Origin of the sequence: Novosphingobium sp. KA1, assembly GCF_017309955.1 — a bacterium.
Classification (GTDB): domain Bacteria; phylum Pseudomonadota; class Alphaproteobacteria; order Sphingomonadales; family Sphingomonadaceae; genus Novosphingobium.
Genome location: NZ_CP021247.1, coordinates 2,935,689 through 2,954,073, shown reverse-complemented (window position 1 = coordinate 2,954,073; position 18,385 = coordinate 2,935,689). Strand labels below are relative to the sequence as shown.

Here is an 18,385-nt window from a genome sequence, read left to right as displayed (position 1 = left end):
GCTGCGACCTAGCGCAACTATAGGCGATGGAGCAATGGACGTTCAACAGACCCGGTTTTCGACACAGGAAATTGCCGCGCTTGCCCGGCGGATCGATCGCCCCATCGTGCTGGTCGGCATGATGGGCGTCGGGAAATCGAGCGTGGGCAAACGCCTCGCCGCCCTGCTCGACGTGCCATTCGTCGACGCCGACGACGAGATCGAGCGCTCCGCGCAGATGACCATTCCGGAAATCTTCGCCACTTACGGCGAATCCTATTTCCGCGACGGCGAGCGCCGCGTGATCTCGCGGCTGCTGGCCGCCGGCGCCCAGCGCTCGGTGATCGCGACCGGCGGCGGCGCCTTCTGCAATGCCGAGACGCGCGACCTGATCCTCGGCAACGCCATCACCGTGTGGCTCGACAGCGAAGTCGAGACACTGGTTGACCGCACCGCACGCAAGGACAACCGCCCGCTGCTGCAGGGCGGCGACCCGCGCGAGATCCTCGGCCGCCTGCGGGACGAACGCCGCCCGCACTACCAGCAGGCCCCCATCCACGTGCTGTCCTCCCCCGGGCCGCATGTGCAGACCATCAACAAGGTACTTCAAGGACTCTCGCAATGGCTGTGATTTGCGTCGACATCGCCGGGCGCCCCTATGAAGTGCGCGTCGGCGCCGGGCTGCTGGCCGAACTCGTTCCCAATTGCCGCGGCCTGCTGCGCAAGCGGGGCGTGCCGATCGTGACCGACACCCATGTCCATGCGGCATGGGGCGAAGTGGTCGAACGGTCGCTGCGCGACAACGGACACGAACCGCACTGGCGCATCCTGCCGGCGGGCGAGGCGACCAAGTCGTGGGACGAACTGGCCGCGACGGTGAACTGGCTGCTCGAACTCGGCGTCGAGCGGGGCGACAGCGTGATCGCCCTTGGCGGCGGCGTGATCGGCGATCTCACCGGTTTCTGCGCCTCGGTGCTGAAGCGCGGCTGCAAGTTCATCCAGGTGCCGACGACCCTGCTCGCGCAGGTCGATTCGAGCGTCGGCGGCAAGACCGCGATCAACACGCCCGCCGGCAAGAACCTGGTCGGCGCCTTCCACCAGCCCTCGCTGGTGCTGGCCGACCTTTCCGCGCTCGACACCCTGCCCCGCCGCGACCTCCTGGCGGGCTATGCCGAAGTGGTGAAGTACGGCCTGATCGACGATGCCGACTTCTTCGCCTGGTGCGATGCCAATGCCGCCGCCATGATCGACGGCGATGCGGCCCTGCGCGAATATGCCGTCGCCCATTCGGTGGCAAGCAAGGCGCGCATCGTGGCCGAGGACGAGTTCGAAACCACTGGCAAGCGCGCGCTGCTGAACCTCGGCCATACATTCGGCCATGCGCTGGAGGCCGAAACCGGCTTCTCCGCCCGCCTGCTCCACGGCGAAGGCGTGGCGCTGGGCATGGTGCTGGCCGCGCGCTACTCCGCCCGCAAGGGCCTGATGCCGCAGGCGAGCGCCGAGCACGTCGCCCGCCACATCGGCGAGATCGGCCTGCCCGCCAGCCTCTCCGCGCTCGGCCTCGAATGCGATGGCCGCGCGCTGGTGGAACACATGCTCCACGACAAGAAGATGGATGCCGGCACCCTGCCCTTCCTGCTGATGAAAGGCGTCGGCCAGACCTACCTCGACCGCGAGGTCTCGCTGGACGATGTCGCAGTCTTCCTCGATGAGGAACTGGCCCGCAGCCCGGCGTAAAACTGGGCCGCTTCGGCGGCTTGCGGGAACTTTCATCACGCGCTTCGTGTCATCCCTTGCATCACCGCAAGGGAGCAAAAGCCATGCCCGCAAAGTCCAGAGCCCAGCAGAAAGCCGCAGGCGCGGCGCTCTCCGCCAAACGCGGGGAAACGAAGAAGAGCACCCTCAAAGGCGCCTCGCGCGAGATGGTGGAGAGCATGACGGAAAAGCAATTGGAGGACCTTGCCTCCACCAGCCATAAGGGCAAGCCGGAGCACGTCCCGCATTGAGGCACTCCGCTGACAGCATGACGTCATTGGCGTGACATTTCCCGGACGCGCCATTATAGGCGCACAACAAGAACATAACCATCCTTCAAATATAACAATATTTCCGGGATCGCCATGACCGTTGCCGAAGCCACCCCCGAGCTCGACTTCCCCGAAGAAGCCTCGCGAGACGATCGCGCCTTCCTCGGCCACCCCAAGGGCCTTGGCTATCTCTCCTTCGTGGAAGGCTGCGAGCGCTTTTCGTACTATGCCATGCAGACGCTGCTCGTGCTCTACATGGTCAAGTACCTGCTCCTGCCCGAAAACGTCGGCAAAGTGCTGGGCCTGTCCTGGCTGCGCGGCTGGCACTATGCCGGGCTCGACGGTCAGCCGCTCGCCTCCGCGATCTTCGGCGACTACACCTCGCTCGTCTACCTGACACCCATTCTCGGGGGCGTCATCGCCGACCGCTGGCTGGGCCGCAAGGCGACGCTGATCGCCGGCGCCGTCATCATGTCGATCGGCCACTTCCTGATGGCGTTCGAGGGCCTGTTCCTCTTCGCGCTGATCTCGCTCGTTGTCGGCGTCGGCCTGTTCAAGGGCAATATCGCCAGCCAGGTGGGCGAACTCTACAAGCCCAATGACCTGCGCCGCGCGATGGCCTTCCAGATCTTCTACATCGCCATCAACGTCTCGGTAATCGCGGCCCCGCTGATCTCCGGCACGCTGGGCGAGAAGGTGGGCTGGCATTACGGCTTCGGCTCGGCCGGGGTCGTCATGGTCATCAGCCTGCTTGCTTATCTGAAAGCGCAGCCCTGGCTTCCCGCCGACAATCGCGCGGCAAAAGACGGCACCAAGGCACCCCGCCCCCCCCTCACCAAGTCCGACTGGCCGCGCCTTGGTGCGCTGGCCGTGCTGGTACCTGTGCTGGCCATCGCGATGATGACCAATCAGGAGATCTTCAACGCCTACCTCGTCTGGGCGGACGACAAGTTCCAACTGACTTTCTTCGGCGACACCCTGCCCACAAGCTGGATGATCACCGTGGACGCTACCCTCAGCTTCTCGATGCTGGTCGGCGTGGCGGCGTTCTGGAAGTGGTACTCCGCCCGCACCGGCCGCGAACCCGATGAACTGGGCAAGATGATCATCGGTTCGGTCTTCTCGATCTGCGGCGGCATGTGCCTGGTGATCGCGGCAGCCACCGCAGGCGGCGGCAAGATCGGCCTGTTCTGGCCGGTGATGTTCCACCTGTTCAACTCGATCGGCTTTGCCCACATCATGCCGGTGAGCCTCGCGCTCTTCACCAAGATCGCGCCGCGTTCACTCAATGCGACGGTAGTGGGCATCTACTATCTGGCCTTCTTCGGCGCGAACAAGATCGTCGGCGTGGTCGGCGGCTGGTATTCGACGATGGACACCGTGTCGTTCTGGCTGACCCACGTGAGCGCTGCCGCATTCGGCCTGATCGCCTTCGCCGCGTTCAAGATCGTGCTGGGCAAGACGCTGGCGGGCGAGCCCGGCCCCGCCTGATCGCAATAACGGCGCCCCTGCTCAGGCAAGGGCGCCGTTATTGCTTCAAGCGTCAGGACTTCTCAGCCGAACACCGCGACCGACTGCATCCCGGCAATCACCGGCCTGCCCGCCGCATTCCACTGCAGGATATGCTCGCTCGCCCCGCCGTCGCGGGCGAATTCGCTGGTCGAGCGCAGCAGCCACCAGCCGTCCTCGGTCACGGGCATGGGTTCCAGCAGGTTGACGTGCCAGTGCATCGAACTGATCGGCACACGGAAATTCAGTAGCGGCAGAACCGCCGTCGGCAGCGCATCGCCGATCAGTACGGCTTCCAGCGCCGGATCGAGCCCGTCACGCTCCTTGAGGCGCACCCACCAGCACAGGTCCGCTTCCCCCAGCGCCGATTTCGGCAAGGCAAAGCGCGCATCGAAATTCTCGCGCAGGAAAGCGGGCGCATGGTCCATCGGCACCGGCTTCGCGTCTTGGGCCGGGTTCACGTTTTCCGGCATAAGATAACCGGCAATATCCGCCGCGCTTTCGATCTGGCGCATGAACACGAAGCTGGCGCTGAAACCGACGCCCTTCTCGTTCGACAGTTCCGCTGAAACCCAGGTGGCATTGCGCCCCTTGCGCACGATCTGCGCCCGCGCCTCCACGCGGCCCGCCAGCGGCGCGATCATCGCGAACTGGCCGGAGCGCAGCGGCGGCAATTCGGCATCGACCCGCTGCGCTGCCGCCAGCGACAGCGCCGACGTCAGCCCGCCGTAAGCGGTGCGCCCTTGAAGCCACTCCTCGGTAATGTCGAAGGCGAAACCACCGTCGATCTCTTCCGCTGCGGCAAGACGCGCGGCAAAACCCGTCATCAGAATATACCTTGAAGCGTTGGGCTTGAAGTACTGGGAATGCGGCTCTCCGACGGATCGGAGAGCCGCCAGGCATCATTCCATTTCGAGGATCACGGCATCCACGGCAAGGCTTTCGCCCGCCTTGGCATTGACCGCCTTCACCACGCCCGACTTCTCGGCGCGCAGGATGTTCTCCATCTTCATGGCCTCGACGACGGCAAGCGGCTGCCCCGCCTCCACCTTGTCGCCCTCGCCCACATGGAGCGCGACGAGCAGGCCCGGCATCGGGCAGATCAGGAACTTCGAAAGATCCGGCGGGATCTTTTCGATCATGTGCTTGTTGAGCGGCGCCACGCGGCTCGGCAGGATCAGCACATCGTGGATGCAGCCGCGCGTGGTCATCTTCAGGCCCGTGCGCGTGGGCGCAACGCGGATGCCGATGAGCTCGCCGTCGATCTCCGCTTCGATCAGGCGATCGCCCGGCGTGTATTCCATCGCCAGTTCGACCGAAACGCCGTTCACGGTGACGTCCTCATCGTCGATGACGACTTCGTACGGCGCCTTGTCGATGGTAACGGTCCATTCCGACGGCGGCATCAGGCGGCGCGGTGCCAGCTGGCCATCGACGCGGCGCGCACGGTCGGCCCGCGCGGTGGCGACGAAGGCAGCAACGGCGGCCAGCTTGCCCTTCAATTCTTCGGGCGCAGGCGCGCCGGTGAAGCCTTCGGGATATTCCTCGGCAATGAAGCCGGTGGTCAGTTCGCCCGAGCGGAAGCGCGGGTGCTGCATGATGGCCGAGACGAAATCGATGTTATGGCCAAGGCCCTCGATCTCGAACAGGTCGAGCGCGGCAACCTGCTTGTCGGCCGCCTCGTCGCGGGTCTCGCCCCAGGTGATCAGCTTGGCGATCATCGGGTCGTAGAACATCGAGACTTCGCCGCCTTCGTAGACGCCGTCATCGACACGAATGCCGTCCACACCGCGACGGCCGTTCTCCGAACCGTCGTCGGTCCAGCCGTCAACCGGCGGGTTGTAGCGCACAAGACGGCCGGTCGAGGGCAGGAAGCCGCGATAGGGGTCTTCGGCATAGACGCGGTTTTCGATGGCCCAGCCGTCGATCTTCACGTCGTCCTGCGTCATCTCCAGCTTCTCGCCTGCAGCGACGCGGATCATCTGCTCGACGAGGTCAACGCCGGTGATCGCCTCGGTAACCGGGTGCTCGACCTGAAGGCGGGTGTTCATTTCCAGGAAGTAGAAGCTCTCGCCCGTCGGATCCGCGCCCGAGACGATCAGTTCCACCGTACCGGCCGAATAGTAGCCCACTGCGCGCGACAGGGCGACGCACTGCTCGCCCATGGCCTTGCGCATCTTTTCGGTGACGAAGGGCGACGGCGCTTCCTCCACCACCTTCTGGTGGCGACGCTGGATCGAGCATTCGCGCTCGTTCAGGTAGAGGATGTTGCCGTGCTTGTCGCCGAGGATCTGGATTTCGATGTGGCGCGGGTTGAGGATGAACTTCTCGATGAAGACGCGGTCGTCGCCGAAGGAATTCAGGCCTTCGCGCTTCACGCTCTCGAAGCCCTCGCGCACGTCCTGCTCGTTATAGGCAAGGCGCATGCCCTTGCCGCCGCCGCCGGCCGATGCCTTCATCATCACCGGATAGCCGATCTCGTTCGAGATGCGCACCGCGTGCTCGGTATCCTCGATCTCGCCTACGAAGCCGGGGACGACGTTGACGCCGGCCTGCTTGGCAAGCTTCTTGGACTCGATCTTGTCACCCATCGCGGCAATCGCGCCGACGGGGGGGCCGATGAACTCGATACCCTCTGCGGCCAGAGCCTCTGCGAAGGAGGTACGTTCGGACAGGAAGCCGTAGCCCGGATGGACGGCCTCGGCGCCGGTCTGCTTGCAGGCCTGGATGATCTTGTCGGCAATCAGGTACGACTGCGCGGCGGGTGCGGGGCCGATGTGGACGGCCTCATCGGCCATCTGCACGAACGGCGCGCGGGCATCGGCGTCCGAATAGACGGCCACTGTCTGGATGCCCATGCGGCGCGCGGTCTTGATCACACGGCAGGCAATCTCGCCCCGGTTTGCGATGAGGATTTTCTTGAACATCTCAATCCCTGTCTTTTGTCCTACGCCAAGCGGCGAAAAGTCCCACCAAGATCAGAACGATCAGGCTCCCCGGAAACATGAGGAACTTGATCAGCCCATCGTTCTTGCATGCCGTACTGCCAGGGCGACCGCAGTCTCCCATCGCCGCGCCGCCCAGCAACGTCGCCACAAAGGCAGTGCCGAGCAGCCCCAGCGCAATGCAGCCCAGATGCTGTTTCAGGCTTGCGCCGGAATCGCTGAAGCTCACCCGTCACCGCCCCTCTCGTCGTCATCCCCGCGAAGGCGGGGATCCCGCTCGTTCGCGAGGCTCCGCAAGGAAGCGGGATCCCCGCCTCCGCGGGGATGACGAGAAAGGCCGAACGTCACCGCTCGCCCGTCTCAACAACGGCGCGCAGCTGTTTTGTGCGCGCTTCGGTCAATTCCGTGAGGCAGCCGTTCTGCTGGAGCGGCCAAATCGTGCCGCTTTCCTCACGCGGGCCGTTCTCTGCGAAACACTGGGCGTCGCGGTAGGCGAGCCACTTGCGCTGCGCGTCGAGCAGCCGATTGAAATTTCCGCCGGGGCCCTGCCTGTCGGCGGCCTTCGCCGCCGCTGCCGCCTTCCCCCAGGCCTCGTTCATCGCCCGGTCGGCCGACTGGAAGTCGCGGTACGAACAGATGTTCATGTCCGTCTGCGTCATCGCGTTGGCGCAATCGATCGCGGGCTCCGAGGCCAGGAGAAGGATCGGCAGGATCATGCGTGGATCACTCCGCCGCTTCCAGCTTCGCGCAGCCCTTGGGCATACGCTGGGCTTCGACCTGAGCCGGGGTCAGCTCGATGGCCATCGGCTTGATGCCGAGGCGGGCGAACATCGCCGCGTCATTGTCGTCGCCGGAGTTCGGCGCGGTCAGCAGCTTGTCGCCGGTGAAGATCGAGTTGGCGCCGGCCATGAAGCACATGGCCTGGGTCATTTCGGACATGCTCTCGCGGCCTGCCGAGAGGCGCACCATCGACAGCGGCATGGTGATGCGCGCAACCGCCACGGTGCGCACGAATTCGACGTCGTCGATCTTGGCGAGCGGGGTATCGGCCAGCATGTCGCCCAGCACGGTGCCCTTGACCGGCACCAGCGCGTTGACCGGCACCGACTGCGGGTGATCGGGCAGCGTCGCCAGCGTGTGGATGAAGCCCACGCGGTCGGCGCGCGTCTCGCCCATGCCGACGATGCCGCCGGAGCAGACGTTGATGCCCGCCATGCGCACGTTCGACAGCGTATCGAGACGGTCGTCCATAGTGCGCGTGGTGATCACCTGGTCATAGCGTTCGGGCGAGGTGTCGATGTTGTGGTTGTAGTAATCGAGGCCCGCTTCGGAGAGCATGTCCGCCTGATCGGGGGTCAGCATGCCCAGCGTCATGCAGGTTTCCATGCCCATCGCACGCACGCCCTTCACCATCTCGATGATGGCGGGCATGTCGCGGTCCTTGGGGTTGCGCCAGGCGGCGCCCATGCAGAAACGGGTCGAGCCCTGATCCGCCGCCTGCGCCGCGCGCTGGAGCACCTGCTGCACTTCCATCAGCTTGGTCGCCTTGACGCCGCTGCTCGCAGAAACCGACTGCGAGCAATAGCCGCAGTCTTCCACGCAGCCGCCGGTCTTGATCGAAAGCAGCGTGGAGAGCTGCACTTCGTTGTGCGGATGGCTGGCCCGGTGCACTTCGGCCGCGCGGAACACCAGTTCGGTGAACGGCAGGTCGAACAGGCCTGCGATTTCCTCGCGGGTCCAGTCGGTACGGGGGGTGATGGCGGTGGTCTCGGTCATGATCATTCCTCAGGCGGCCGGAACGCGCGCGGGATAACGCACGGGATTGCTGGGGGCCAAAGCTCCGCCATAATCACAAGCGCGGCGCCGATCCAGCATCGCCGTCCTTATTCCGCCGCTTCCAGCGCCGAACCAAGCGGCGGCATGTTGTGGCCGAGCAGGCGCAGCACGTCGGCGGCGCATTCCACCACGTTCGTACCGGGGCCATAAATGCCCTGAACGCCCGCATTGCGGAGGAATTCATAGTCCTGCGGCGGGATCACGCCGCCGGCGATCACCTTGATGTCGCTGCGGCCGGCTTCGCGCAGTTTCTGGATCAGTTCGGGGATCAGCGTCTTGTGCCCCGCCGCCAGCGACGATGCGCCGACCACGTCCACGCCGCTTTCCAGCGCCAGCACCACGGTTTCCTCCGGGGTCTGGAACAGCGGACCGGAAATGACCTCGAAGCCCATGTCCCCGAAGGCCGAGGCGATCACGTTGGCACCGCGATCGTGGCCATCCTGGCCCATCTTGGCAACCAGCAACCTGGGCTTGCGGCCGAGACGACGCTCGACCGCCGAGACGCCGTCCAGCACTTGCTGCCAGCGGCTATCGCCTTCGTACGGCGCGGCATAGACGCCCTTCACCGGGGTCGGCTGGGTGCCATAACGCTGGAAGCTGTCTTCCATGGCCGAGCTGATCTCGCCCAGCGTCGCGCGGGCACGGGCGCACTCGACGGCGAGCGCGAGCAGGTTGTTCTCGATGCTGGCGGGCGCGGCGGCACCATCGCGCAGAGCCTGGAGTGCGGCCTGACAAGCCGCCTCGTCACGATCCGCCTTCATCTTGTTGATGCGGGCGATCTGGCCTTCGCGGACCTTGGCGTTGTCCACTTCCAGCGTTTCCAGCAAGTCTTCGCTGGCAAGACGGTACTTGTTGACGCCGACGATCACGTCGTCGCCCCGGTCCACGCGGGCCTGACGGGCGGCGGCGGCAGTCTCGATCATCGCCTTGGGCCAGCCGGCAGCAACCGCCTTGGCCATGCCGCCTTCGGCCTGCACGCGCTCGATGATCTCCCAGGCCTGGTCGACCAGCTGCTGCGTCAGCGATTCAATGTAGTAGGACCCACCCAGCGGATCGACGACATTGCACATGCCGGTCTCTTCCTGGATGATGATCTGCGTGTTGCGGGCGATGCGGGCCGAGAAATCGGTCGGCAGCGCGATCGCCTCGTCCAGCGCGTTGGTGTGCAGCGACTGGGTGCCGCCGAGCATCGCCGCCATCGCCTCGATCGTGGTGCGGATGACGTTGTTGTAGGGGTCCTGCTCCTGCAGCGACACGCCCGAAGTCTGGCAGTGGGTGCGCAGCATCTTCGAGCGTTCGTCCTTGGCACCAAGCTGCGTCATCACCCGGTGCCACAGCACGCGTGCGGCGCGCAGCTTGGCCACTTCCATGAAGAAATTCATGCCGATGGCGAAGAAGAACGACAGGCGGCCGGCGAACTTGTCGATATCGAGGCCCGAGGCCACACCGTACTTCACGTATTCCGCGCCGTCGGCGATGGTGAAGGCCAGTTCCTGCACCTGTGTCGCGCCGGCTTCCTGCATGTGATAGCCGGAAATCGAGATCGAGTTGAACTTCGGCATCTCGCGGCTGGTGTAGCCGAAGATGTCCGAGATGATCCGCATCGAAGGCTCTGGCGGGTAGATATAGGTGTTGCGGACCATGAACTCCTTGAGGATGTCGTTCTGGATGGTCCCGTCGAGCAGCTTGCGGTCGACGCCCTGCTCTTCACCGGCAACGATGAAGAAGGCCAGGATCGGGATCACCGCGCCGTTCATCGTCATCGAGACCGACATCTTGTCGAGCGGAATGCCGTCGAACAGGATCTTCATGTCCTCGACGGAATCGATGGCGACCCCGGCCTTGCCCACGTCCCCCACGACGCGCGGATGATCGCTGTCATAGCCACGATGGGTGGCAAGGTCGAAGGCGACCGAAAGCCCCTTCTGCCCCGCCGCAAGGTTGCGGCGATAGAAGGCGTTCGATTCCTCGGCAGTAGAGAAGCCCGCGTACTGGCGGATGGTCCAGGGGCGGCCGGCATACATCGAGGCACGCACGCCGCGCGTGAAGGGGGCAAAGCCGGGAAGGCCGGGATCGCCCACCTTGTCCGGGGTCACGTCCTCGGCAGTGTAGAGCGGCTTCACCGCAATACCCTCGGGCGTGTTCCAGGTCAGGTCCTTACCCTTGACCTCCTTGTCGGCGGCTGCCTTCCAGTCGTTGATGTCTGCCATGTTCCGCATCCCTTCCGGCCCGCTCGCATTGCCGCGGACCGTAAATCCTATCAGTGAGCGCCCTTGGGCGTTTCCATGATCTCGGTGAGCTGACCGCCCATGTCCCGGGGGTGGACGAAGAAGATCAGCGTCCCGTGCGCGCCGATGCGCGGCTCACCCAGCACGCGCTTGCCGAGGCTCTCGAACCAGGCCTTGGCGGCGTAAATATCCGGCACTTCGTAACAGATGTGGTGCTGTCCCCCGAGCGGGTTCTTCTCCAGCCACTTGCCCACCGCCGAGTCCGGCGCGGTCGGCTGGAGCAGCTCGATCTGCGTGCCCGCCGTGCCATTTTCACCGGGCGTGTTGACGAAGCAGACGCGCACCTGCTGGCTTTCGAGCACGAACGGCTCGGTGATGTCGGTCGCGCCCATGACGTCGCGGTAGAACGCGATAGAAGCGTCGAGATCCGGCGTCGCGACGCCGATGTGGTTGAGACGGCCAAGCTTCACAGTCTTACTCCGCATTCTCGATGATGAGGGCGATGCCCTGCCCGCCGCCGATGCACATGGTGACGAGGCCGTACCTGCCGCCCGAACGCTTCAGTTCGTAGGCAGCCTTGATCGTCAGCATGCAACCCGTCGCGCCGACCGGGTGGCCGATCGAGACGCCAGAGCCGTTGATGTTGGTCTTGGCAGGATCGAAGCCGAGCACCTTGGCGCAGGCCGCAGCCTGGGCGGCAAAGGCCTCGTTGCTCTCGATCACGTCGATCTCATCAAGCGTGAGCCCGGCGCGTTCGAGCGCGATGGGAGCAGCCTTGATCGGCCCCTCGCCCATGTATTCGGGCTCGACCCCGGCGTGGCCCCAGGCGACGATCTTCGCCAGCGGCTTGAGCCCGCGCTTTGCGACTTCGCTGCCGGTCGCCAGCACGACCATCGCCGCGCCGTCGTTGATACCCGAAGCGTTGCCCGCGGTGACGGTGCCGTCCTTCTTGAAGGCCGCGCGCATCGCGCCCAGCACTTCCATCGTAGTGTCGCCCTTCACATGCTCGTCGGTGTCGAACACGGTCACGCCCTTGCGGGTCTTGATCTCGATGGGGAGGATCTGCTCCTTGAAGCGTCCTTCCGCGATCGCCGCCGCCGCGCGCTGGTGGCTGGTGACGGCCAGCCGGTCCATGTCCTCGCGGGTGATCTGGTGGCGCTCGGCCACGTTCTCCGCCGTGATGCCCATGTGATAGCCGCCGATGGCGTCCGACAGACCCAGCGTGAGCGCGTCTTCCTGCGTATTGGCGCCCATCTTGCGCCCCCAGCGCACGCCGTGGTCATGGTAGGGCACGTTCGACATCGATTCCGCGCCGCCCGCGAGCGTGACCGAGGCCTCGCCCAGCTTCATCGCGCGCGCCGCGTTGACGATCGCCTCGACGCCCGAGCCGCACAGGCGGTTGAGCGTGAGCGCGGGCACCGAGAGCGGCACGCCGGCATTGATGCCGATCACCCGGCTGAGCATCTCGTCTCGCGCGCTGGTCGGCATGACCTGCCCGACAACGACATGGCCCACGGCCTCGGGCTCGATCCCGGCGCGCTTGAGCGCTTCGGCGGCGACAAGGCCGCCGAGGTCCGAGGGCATGAACGACTTCAGCGAACCGCCGAAGTCGCCGACTGCCGTGCGCACGCCACTGACGATGTAGATGTCTTCAAGATCAGCCATCACCCGGTTCCCAATTTCAACCAGATCAGCCCGGCAAGCACGCCAAGGCCGCCCAGAAAGTTCATTGTCACGGCGAGGCCGAACATCGTCGTGCCTCGCGCGAATTCATCGTCGTTCAGGAACTGCAACGGAATACGCACAGTCCCTTCACGCAATCCTCTAACCCCGTTCCACAGGAACGCGCTGGCGATGCCGGTAAAAACAAAGATCTGCCAGACATCGAGGAATTCCAGCGTCACAGCGGAATGTTGTCGTGCTTCTTCCAGGGGTTTTCGAGGCTCTTGGTCCGCAGCTTGCGCAGGCCCAGCGCGATGCGCCGACGGGTCGAGTGCGGGTAGATGACCTCATCGATGTACCCCCGGCTCGCCGCCACGAAGGGATTGGCGAAGCGGTCCTCGTATTCCTTGGTCTTCTCGGCGATGCCCTCGGGCGAGAGACCCCGGAAGATGATCTCCACCGCGCCCTTGGCACCCATCACCGCGATTTCGGCGGTCGGCCAGGCATAGTTGAGATCACCGCGCAGGTGCTTGGACGCCATGACGTCGTAGGCGCCGCCATAGGCCTTGCGGGTGATCACGGTGATCTTGGGCACGGTCGCCTCGGCATAGGCGAACAGCAGCTTGGCGCCGTGCTTAATGATGCCGTTGTGCTCCTGATCGGTGCCCGGCAGGAAGCCCGGAACGTCGACGAAGGTGATGATCGGGATGTTGAAGGCATCGCAGAAGCGCACGAAACGCGCGGCCTTCTTCGACGAATTGATGTCCAGCACGCCCGCCAGCACCATCGGCTGGTTGGCGACGACGCCCACGGTCTTGCCCTCGATACGGCCGAAACCGACGATGATGTTGCCTGCATGCAGCGGCTGGACCTCGAAGAAGTCACCCTCGTCGAGCGTCTTCTTGATGACTTCGTGCATGTCGTAAGGCTGGTTGGCCGAGGGCGGGATCACGGTGTCGAGGCTTTCCTCGGCGCGGTCCCACGGATCGGCGCAAGGACGCTCGGGCACTTCCTCGCGGTTGTTCAGCGGCAGGAAATCGAAGAAATCGCGCGCCGCCAGCAGCGCCTCGATATCGTTCTCCAGCGCAAGGTCGGACACCGAAGTCTTGCTGGAGTGCGTGACCGCACCGCCCAGTTCTTCCTGCGTGACGACTTCGTTGGTCACGGTCTTCACCACGTCCGGCCCGGTGACGAACATGTAGGAGCTGTCCTTCACCATGAAGATGAAGTCCGTCATCGCCGGCGAGTAGACCGCGCCGCCCGCGCAGGGGCCCATGATCAGCGAGAGCTGCGGCACCACGCCCGAGGCAAGCACGTTGCGCTGGAACACTTCGGCATAACCGCCAAGCGAGGCCACGCCTTCCTGGATGCGCGCGCCGCCGGAATCGTTGAGACCGATGACGGGGGCGCCGACCTTCATCGCGTTGTCCATCAGCTTGCAGATCTTCTGCGCGTGACGGTGCGACAGAGAGCCACCGAACACGGTGAAATCCTGACTGAACACATACACAAGGCGGCCATTGATGGTGCCCGAACCGGTAACGACACCGTCGCCGGGGATGCGCTGGCTTTCCATGCCGAAGTCGGTGCAGTCATGCTCGACGTAGAGATCGAACTCTTCGAAGCTGCCTTCGTCCAGCAGGATGTCGAGACGTTCGCGCGCGGTCAGCTTGCCCTTGGCGTGCTGCGCGGCGATGCGCTTTTCACCACCACCCAGCTTCGCTGCGGCGCGGCGCTTCTCCATTTCGGCGATATTCGCTGACATCCGTTATCCCTTGCAGTGACCTTGCAGTACCTGGGGCCTTTGGCTGGCCGCTCGGCGCAAATTTGCTGTGACTGCTAAGGCAGGTCGGAACGCTCAGGTCAATAGTTTTAATCGCGCGGTTAAATGGTCGGAGTAATGATCTGGCGCCAAATCCGCCCCACCGATGGCTATCCAACGCCCCGCCGATAAAATGGCGCAATTTCGCGATATCAAAGCCGTGCAGCACCCTGAAAACACGAAGCCCGGGAGCCACACACGACGGTGACCCCCGGGCTATCTTCACTCCCGCGCGGAGGCGGTTGCGACATTTGCATGCAACTGAGCGGAGGCAGGCGCCCCCGCTCGGCGTCACTTCATCAGCACCAGTTCTTCCGACATCGTCGGGTGGACGGCAACGGTGGCGTCGAAATCGGCCTTGGTCAGCCCCGCCTTCACCGCAATGGCGGCAGCCTGGATGATCTCGGGCGCTTCCGGCCCGATCATGTGCAGCCCCAGCACGCGCCCCGTGCCCGCCTCGCAGATCATCTTGTAGAGCGAGCGTTCGTTACGGTGGGCAACAACGTTCTTCATAGGCCGGAAGTCGCTGGTATAGACTTCCACCTCACCGTACTGCTGGCGCGCCTGCGCTTCGGTCAGGCCCACCGCGCCGATCGGCGGATGGCTGAACACGGCCGAGGGAATGCAACCATAGTCCACCGTCGCCGGCTTGCCGCCGAACACGGTATCCGCAAAGGCATGGCCCTCGCGGATGGCCACCGGGGTCAGCTGTACACGATTGGTCACGTCGCCCACGGCGTAGATGTGGTCGACGCTGGTCTTCGAATACTGGTCGACCAGAATCGCGTTCTTGTCGTCCACTGCGACACCGACGTTCTCCAGCCCCAGCCCCTCGACATTGGGCACGCGGCCGGTGGCGAACATCACGCAGTCGACTTCAATCGGATCGTGATTGGTCATCGAAACCGTCAGTGAACCATCGGCATTCTGCTCGATGCCGCGGAAGTCGGCGTTGAAGCGGAAGTCGATGCCCTTGGCGATCGAGATCTGCAGCAGACGGTCGCGCAGCTGTTCGTCGTAGCCGCGCAGGAGCTGATCGGAGCGGTTGATCAGCGTCACCTTGGCACCGAACTCGTGGAAGATGCCCGCGAACTCGTTGGCGATGTAACCGGCCCCGGCGATCAGCATGCGCTTCGGGATCGCGTCGAGGTGGAACGCCTCGTTGGAGGTGATGCCCAGTTCATGTCCCGGGCAGTTCGGCACCTGCGGACGCGCGCCGGTGGCGATCAGGATCACTCTGGCCGTCTTCTTCTCGCCGCTCGACAGCGTGATCTCGTGCGGACCGGTGATGACCGCACGCTCGTGGAAGATCTCGACCTTGTTGTTCGAAAGTGTCTGCGTGTAGAGCCCGTTGAGCCGGTCGACGTCGCCCAGCACGTTGTCCCGCAGCTTCAGCCAGTCGAACTTCGCCTCGGGAATGTCCCAGCCGAAATGCTTGGCGTCTTCGAGATCCTCGGCAAAATGCGCGCCGTAGACCAGCATCTTCTTGGGCACGCAGCCACGGATCACGCACGTCCCGCCGACCCGGAACTCCTCCGCCACCGCCACGCGCGCCCCGTGCGATGCGGCAATGCGGCTGGCACGCACGCCGCCCGATCCGGCGCCGATGGTGAAGAGGTCGTAGTCGAATTCGGACATGCGGCTTGCTCCTATGCCCCCCATCCGGGGGCGTACTCTCTTGCGGCGCGCATATGGGGCATCGGCGCATGGATTGCCAACGGGTCATTTGCGCCTGACCGCCGCAGGCCTTTCGGAACGGACCGGCATTCGGGTCGTCGAAAACCTCAAACCACTGGACGCAGACTCATTGTCAACTTTTTTGGTTGAGTTATAAGGAGTCGCATCGCCCACCGCACCTTGTCTATCCCCGGGGTTCGGTGGGCACCCTTACGGGAGACGATGAATGGCACAGACGCACACGCCGCAGGCGCCTGCCGAAAAGCCCCTGGTCCTGCTGATCCCGGGCCTTGATGGCAGCGGGCCGGGCCATTGGCAGCGCCGCTGGTCGGAAGAGATGGACAATGCCCAGATGGTCGACCTCGGCCTCTGGGAAAAGCCGCACCGCAACACCTGGATCAACCGCCTGAACCTCGCCGTGCAGCGGGCCGGACGGCCGGTGGTGCTGGTCGCGCACAGCCTCGGCTGCCTGCTGACCGCATGGTGGGCGAAGTTCGAGCAACCCGGCTGGTCGAGCCCGGTAGTCGGCGCGCTGCTGGTGGCGCCGCCGGAAGTGGACTTTTTCCCGCGCGATGACCGCCTCAACGGCTTTGCACCGACGCCCGCCGATGCCCTGCCCTTCCCCTCGATCCTCGTCGCCAGCCGCAACGATCCATGGATCGGTTTCCCGACCGCAAAGCTGCTCGCCAAGCAATGGGGCAGCGAGTTCGAGGATGCCGGCGAGGCCGGGCACATCAATGCCGATTCGAAGATCGGCAGCTGGGAAGACGGCAAGCTCCTGCTGCACCGCCTGCTGAACACGCGGCCCGTCGCCTCGGCCCCGCATATCCCGACCCATGGAGACTGGTCCGAGGGCCTCGAATACCGCTCCTGACAGTCCGTCAGAAAATGCGCCGCAGGCGAATTTTGCGGCACCGGCCCACTCCCCCACCCGACCACCCACCAGGGTATAATCGTTGGGTGGTCGGGTGGGGGAGTGGGCCGGTGCCGCCATTCAACTTGAGGAGGATCGGGCCGGGGATGCACCTGCATCCCCGGCCCGTTCTTTTTACTTGATGCCGGCGAGTTCCAGTAGCGCCTCGGTGGAGGGATCGAACGAGGTGCCGCCGGTCTCGATCTGCTTGGCAATTTCTTTGCCCAGTTCGACGCCGAACTGGTCGAAGGGATTGATGCCCATCAGCACGGCATTGGCGAACGTGCGATGTTCGTGGAACGCGATCAGCGCGCCGAAAGTGGCGGGGCTGACTTCGTCGAGCAGGATCGTCGCCGAGGGACGGTCGCCCGGATAGGCGCGCGCCGGGTCCTCGCTGGCCTTGCCCGCCATCAGCGCGGCGCCCTGCGCGAAGCAGTTCGACAGCAGGATGCGGTGATGCGCGGGATTGAGATCGTCGCCCGGCCCGATTGCGGCAATGAAGTCCACCGGCACGATGTTGGTGCCCTGATGGAGCAACTGGAACACCGCGTGCTGCGCATCGGTACCGACACCGCCCCAGGTGATCGGCGCGGTCGGCCCATCGACGGGCGAGCCATCCACCTTCACGCTCTTGCCGTTCGATTCCATCTCCAGCTGCTGGAGATAGTCCGGCAGCAGCTTCAGGCGCTCGTCATAGGCAAAGACGCCGCGCGTCTGGCAGCCGCGCAGGCGGGTGTAGTACTGGTCCGCAAAGGCGGCGCGCAGCGGCAGGTTGGCAAGGCCGTCGGTATCGCGGAAATGCGCGTCCATTGCCGCCGCCCCGTCGAGCAACTCGGCAAAGTCCGGCCAGCCGAGCGCCATCGCGACCGGAAAACCGATCGACGACCACAGCGAATACCGGCCGCCGACGCTTTCCGAGAACGGCAGGATGCGGGTCTCGTCCACGCCCCATTCGATCGCCTTGTCGGGCGCCGCGGTCAGCGCGACGACGCGGCCATAAGGGTCCTCCACGCCGTTCTCGCGCAGCCAGGCGATGGCGCTTTCGGCGTTGGTCATCGTCTCGATGGTGGTGAAGGTCTTGGAAGCGACCGCCAGCATCGTGGTCGCCGGATCGCACTTGGCAAAAGCGGCTTCGAGCGCGCAGCCGTCGATGTTCGAGACGACCTGCACGTTCACCATCGCGCCGTCGCGCGCCAGCGCGTCGATCGCGAGCGCCGGGCCAAGCGCGGAGCCACCGATGCCGATGTGGATGAGGTGCTTCACCTCACCCATGGCACCGCGGTGGATGGCCTCGACGATGGCGGCCATCCGGCCGTGGAATTCAGCGGCGAGTGCGACGCTCTCTTCCTTGCCGACGCCGCGCTGGGCGGTGTGCTCGGCAGCGCGGCCTTCGGTGATGTTGACGATCTCGCCGTCGAACAGCGCCTTGCGGCGGGCATCGAAGTCCATCGCGGCGGCCAGTTCCTCGAAGGCGGCGACGTGCGCGGCATCGAGGTGGGTCTTCGACCAGTCGAACCGCATGCCGCAGTCGGTCTCGATGTCACTGGCCTCGAAATGGGTCGCAAACGTGTCGAGGCGGGCGGGATCGGCGGCAAAAAGCTCCTTCAGGGTCGGCTTGGGAAGGCCCTCCAGCTTGGTCCACACCGCTTTGCTCATGCCTCGTATCCCTTCATTCGAATATATCGCCAGTCTTGGGGGCAAGCTGGCGGCTAAAAACGCGGGCCGCGTTATGCATGGCAGGCAGGGCAAGGCCAAGTGCCATTGTTGGAGCCTCACCGTTAGAGGGC

At 64.7% G+C, this 18,385-nt stretch carries 17 protein-coding genes; 5 read left to right on the top strand and 12 right to left on the bottom strand.

What is annotated here, in order from left to right:
• Positions 1–34 precede the first annotated feature (34 nt).
• The 4 genes from CA833_RS14070 (at position 35) to CA833_RS14055 (ending at position 3,497) form a co-directional block, all read left to right on the top strand.
• Positions 35–610 (top strand): shikimate kinase, encoded by a 576-nt coding sequence (locus tag CA833_RS14070; protein ID WP_142634348.1) that lies wholly within the window; start codon positions 35–37, stop codon positions 608–610.
• Positions 601–1,716, top strand: coding sequence for a 3-dehydroquinate synthase (gene aroB, locus CA833_RS14065; protein WP_207078374.1), 1,116 nt, complete (start codon positions 601–603; stop codon positions 1,714–1,716). The genes CA833_RS14070 and aroB overlap by 10 nt, the downstream gene beginning before the upstream one ends.
• Positions 1,717–1,799: 83 nt before the next feature.
• A complete protein-coding gene (locus tag CA833_RS14060) occupies positions 1,800–1,985 on the top strand; it encodes a DUF3008 family protein (protein WP_207078373.1) in 186 nt (61 codons plus the stop codon).
• A 114-nt stretch (positions 1,986–2,099) separates the two neighbouring features.
• Positions 2,100–3,497 carry a peptide MFS transporter gene (locus tag CA833_RS14055; RefSeq protein WP_207078372.1) on the top strand — a complete coding sequence of 466 codons (1,398 nt, stop codon included), beginning with the start codon at positions 2,100–2,102 and terminating at the stop codon, positions 3,495–3,497.
• 62 nt (positions 3,498–3,559) lie between these two features.
• Here CA833_RS14055 and CA833_RS14050 read toward each other — a convergent pair whose 3' ends face one another.
• The 11 genes from CA833_RS14050 to gor all read right to left on the bottom strand — a co-directional run bounded on the left by CA833_RS14050 (position 3,560) and on the right by gor (position 15,646).
• Positions 3,560–4,342: a thioesterase family protein gene (locus CA833_RS14050; protein ID WP_207078371.1), complete on the bottom strand. Its 783-nt coding sequence runs from the start codon at positions 4,340–4,342 to the stop codon at positions 3,560–3,562.
• Positions 4,343–4,417: 75 nt separating this feature from the next.
• Positions 4,418–6,442: an acetyl/propionyl/methylcrotonyl-CoA carboxylase subunit alpha gene (locus tag CA833_RS14045; protein WP_207078370.1), complete on the bottom strand. Its 2,025-nt coding sequence runs from the start codon at positions 6,440–6,442 to the stop codon at positions 4,418–4,420.
• A 1-nt stretch (position 6,443) separates the two neighbouring features.
• A complete protein-coding gene (locus tag CA833_RS14040) occupies positions 6,444–6,689 on the bottom strand; it encodes a hypothetical protein (protein WP_207078369.1) in 246 nt (81 codons plus the stop codon).
• 115 nt (positions 6,690–6,804) lie between these two features.
• Positions 6,805–7,176 carry a lysozyme inhibitor LprI family protein gene (locus CA833_RS14035; RefSeq protein ID WP_207078368.1) on the bottom strand — a complete coding sequence of 124 codons (372 nt, stop codon included), beginning with the start codon at positions 7,174–7,176 and terminating at the stop codon, positions 6,805–6,807.
• A gap of 7 nt (positions 7,177–7,183) precedes the next feature.
• Complete coding sequence (bioB, locus tag CA833_RS14030) at positions 7,184–8,236, bottom strand: biotin synthase BioB (RefSeq protein ID WP_207078367.1); 1,053 nt, start codon at positions 8,234–8,236, stop codon at positions 7,184–7,186.
• Between the two features lie 107 nt (positions 8,237–8,343).
• Positions 8,344–10,506: a methylmalonyl-CoA mutase gene (gene scpA, locus CA833_RS14025; RefSeq protein WP_185928584.1), complete on the bottom strand. Its 2,163-nt coding sequence runs from the start codon at positions 10,504–10,506 to the stop codon at positions 8,344–8,346.
• 50 nt (positions 10,507–10,556) lie between these two features.
• Positions 10,557–10,994 (bottom strand): methylmalonyl-CoA epimerase, encoded by a 438-nt coding sequence (gene mce, locus CA833_RS14020; RefSeq protein ID WP_207078366.1) that lies wholly within the window; start codon positions 10,992–10,994, stop codon positions 10,557–10,559.
• Positions 10,995–10,998: 4 nt separating this feature from the next.
• On the bottom strand, positions 10,999–12,189 hold the full coding sequence (gene bktB, locus CA833_RS14015; RefSeq protein ID WP_207078365.1) for a beta-ketothiolase BktB: 1,191 nt from the start codon (positions 12,187–12,189) through the stop codon (positions 10,999–11,001).
• The gene (locus CA833_RS14010; RefSeq protein WP_142634371.1) at positions 12,189–12,428 is read right to left on the bottom strand and encodes a hypothetical protein; all 240 of its coding nucleotides are present in this window, start codon (positions 12,426–12,428) and stop codon (positions 12,189–12,191) included. Before CA833_RS14010 ends, bktB begins: the two co-directional genes overlap by 1 nt.
• Entirely contained in the window at positions 12,425–13,951 is a 1,527-nt protein-coding gene (locus CA833_RS14005) for an acyl-CoA carboxylase subunit beta (protein ID WP_142634373.1), read from the bottom strand. Before CA833_RS14005 ends, CA833_RS14010 begins: the two co-directional genes overlap by 4 nt.
• A 348-nt stretch (positions 13,952–14,299) precedes the next feature.
• Positions 14,300–15,646, bottom strand: coding sequence for a glutathione-disulfide reductase (gene gor / locus CA833_RS14000; RefSeq protein ID WP_142634375.1), 1,347 nt, complete (start codon positions 15,644–15,646; stop codon positions 14,300–14,302).
• Positions 15,647–15,911: 265 nt separating this feature from the next.
• Here gor and CA833_RS13995 point away from each other — a divergent pair, with 265 nt between their 5' ends.
• Positions 15,912–16,559: an alpha/beta hydrolase gene (locus CA833_RS13995; protein WP_207078364.1), complete on the top strand. Its 648-nt coding sequence runs from the start codon at positions 15,912–15,914 to the stop codon at positions 16,557–16,559.
• A 174-nt stretch (positions 16,560–16,733) separates the two neighbouring features.
• On the opposite strand, the gene pgi is transcribed toward CA833_RS13995, so the two are convergent.
• A complete protein-coding gene (gene pgi, locus CA833_RS13990; protein WP_207078363.1) occupies positions 16,734–18,254 on the bottom strand; it encodes a glucose-6-phosphate isomerase in 1,521 nt (506 codons plus the stop codon).
• Between the last annotated feature and the right edge of the window lie 131 nt (positions 18,255–18,385).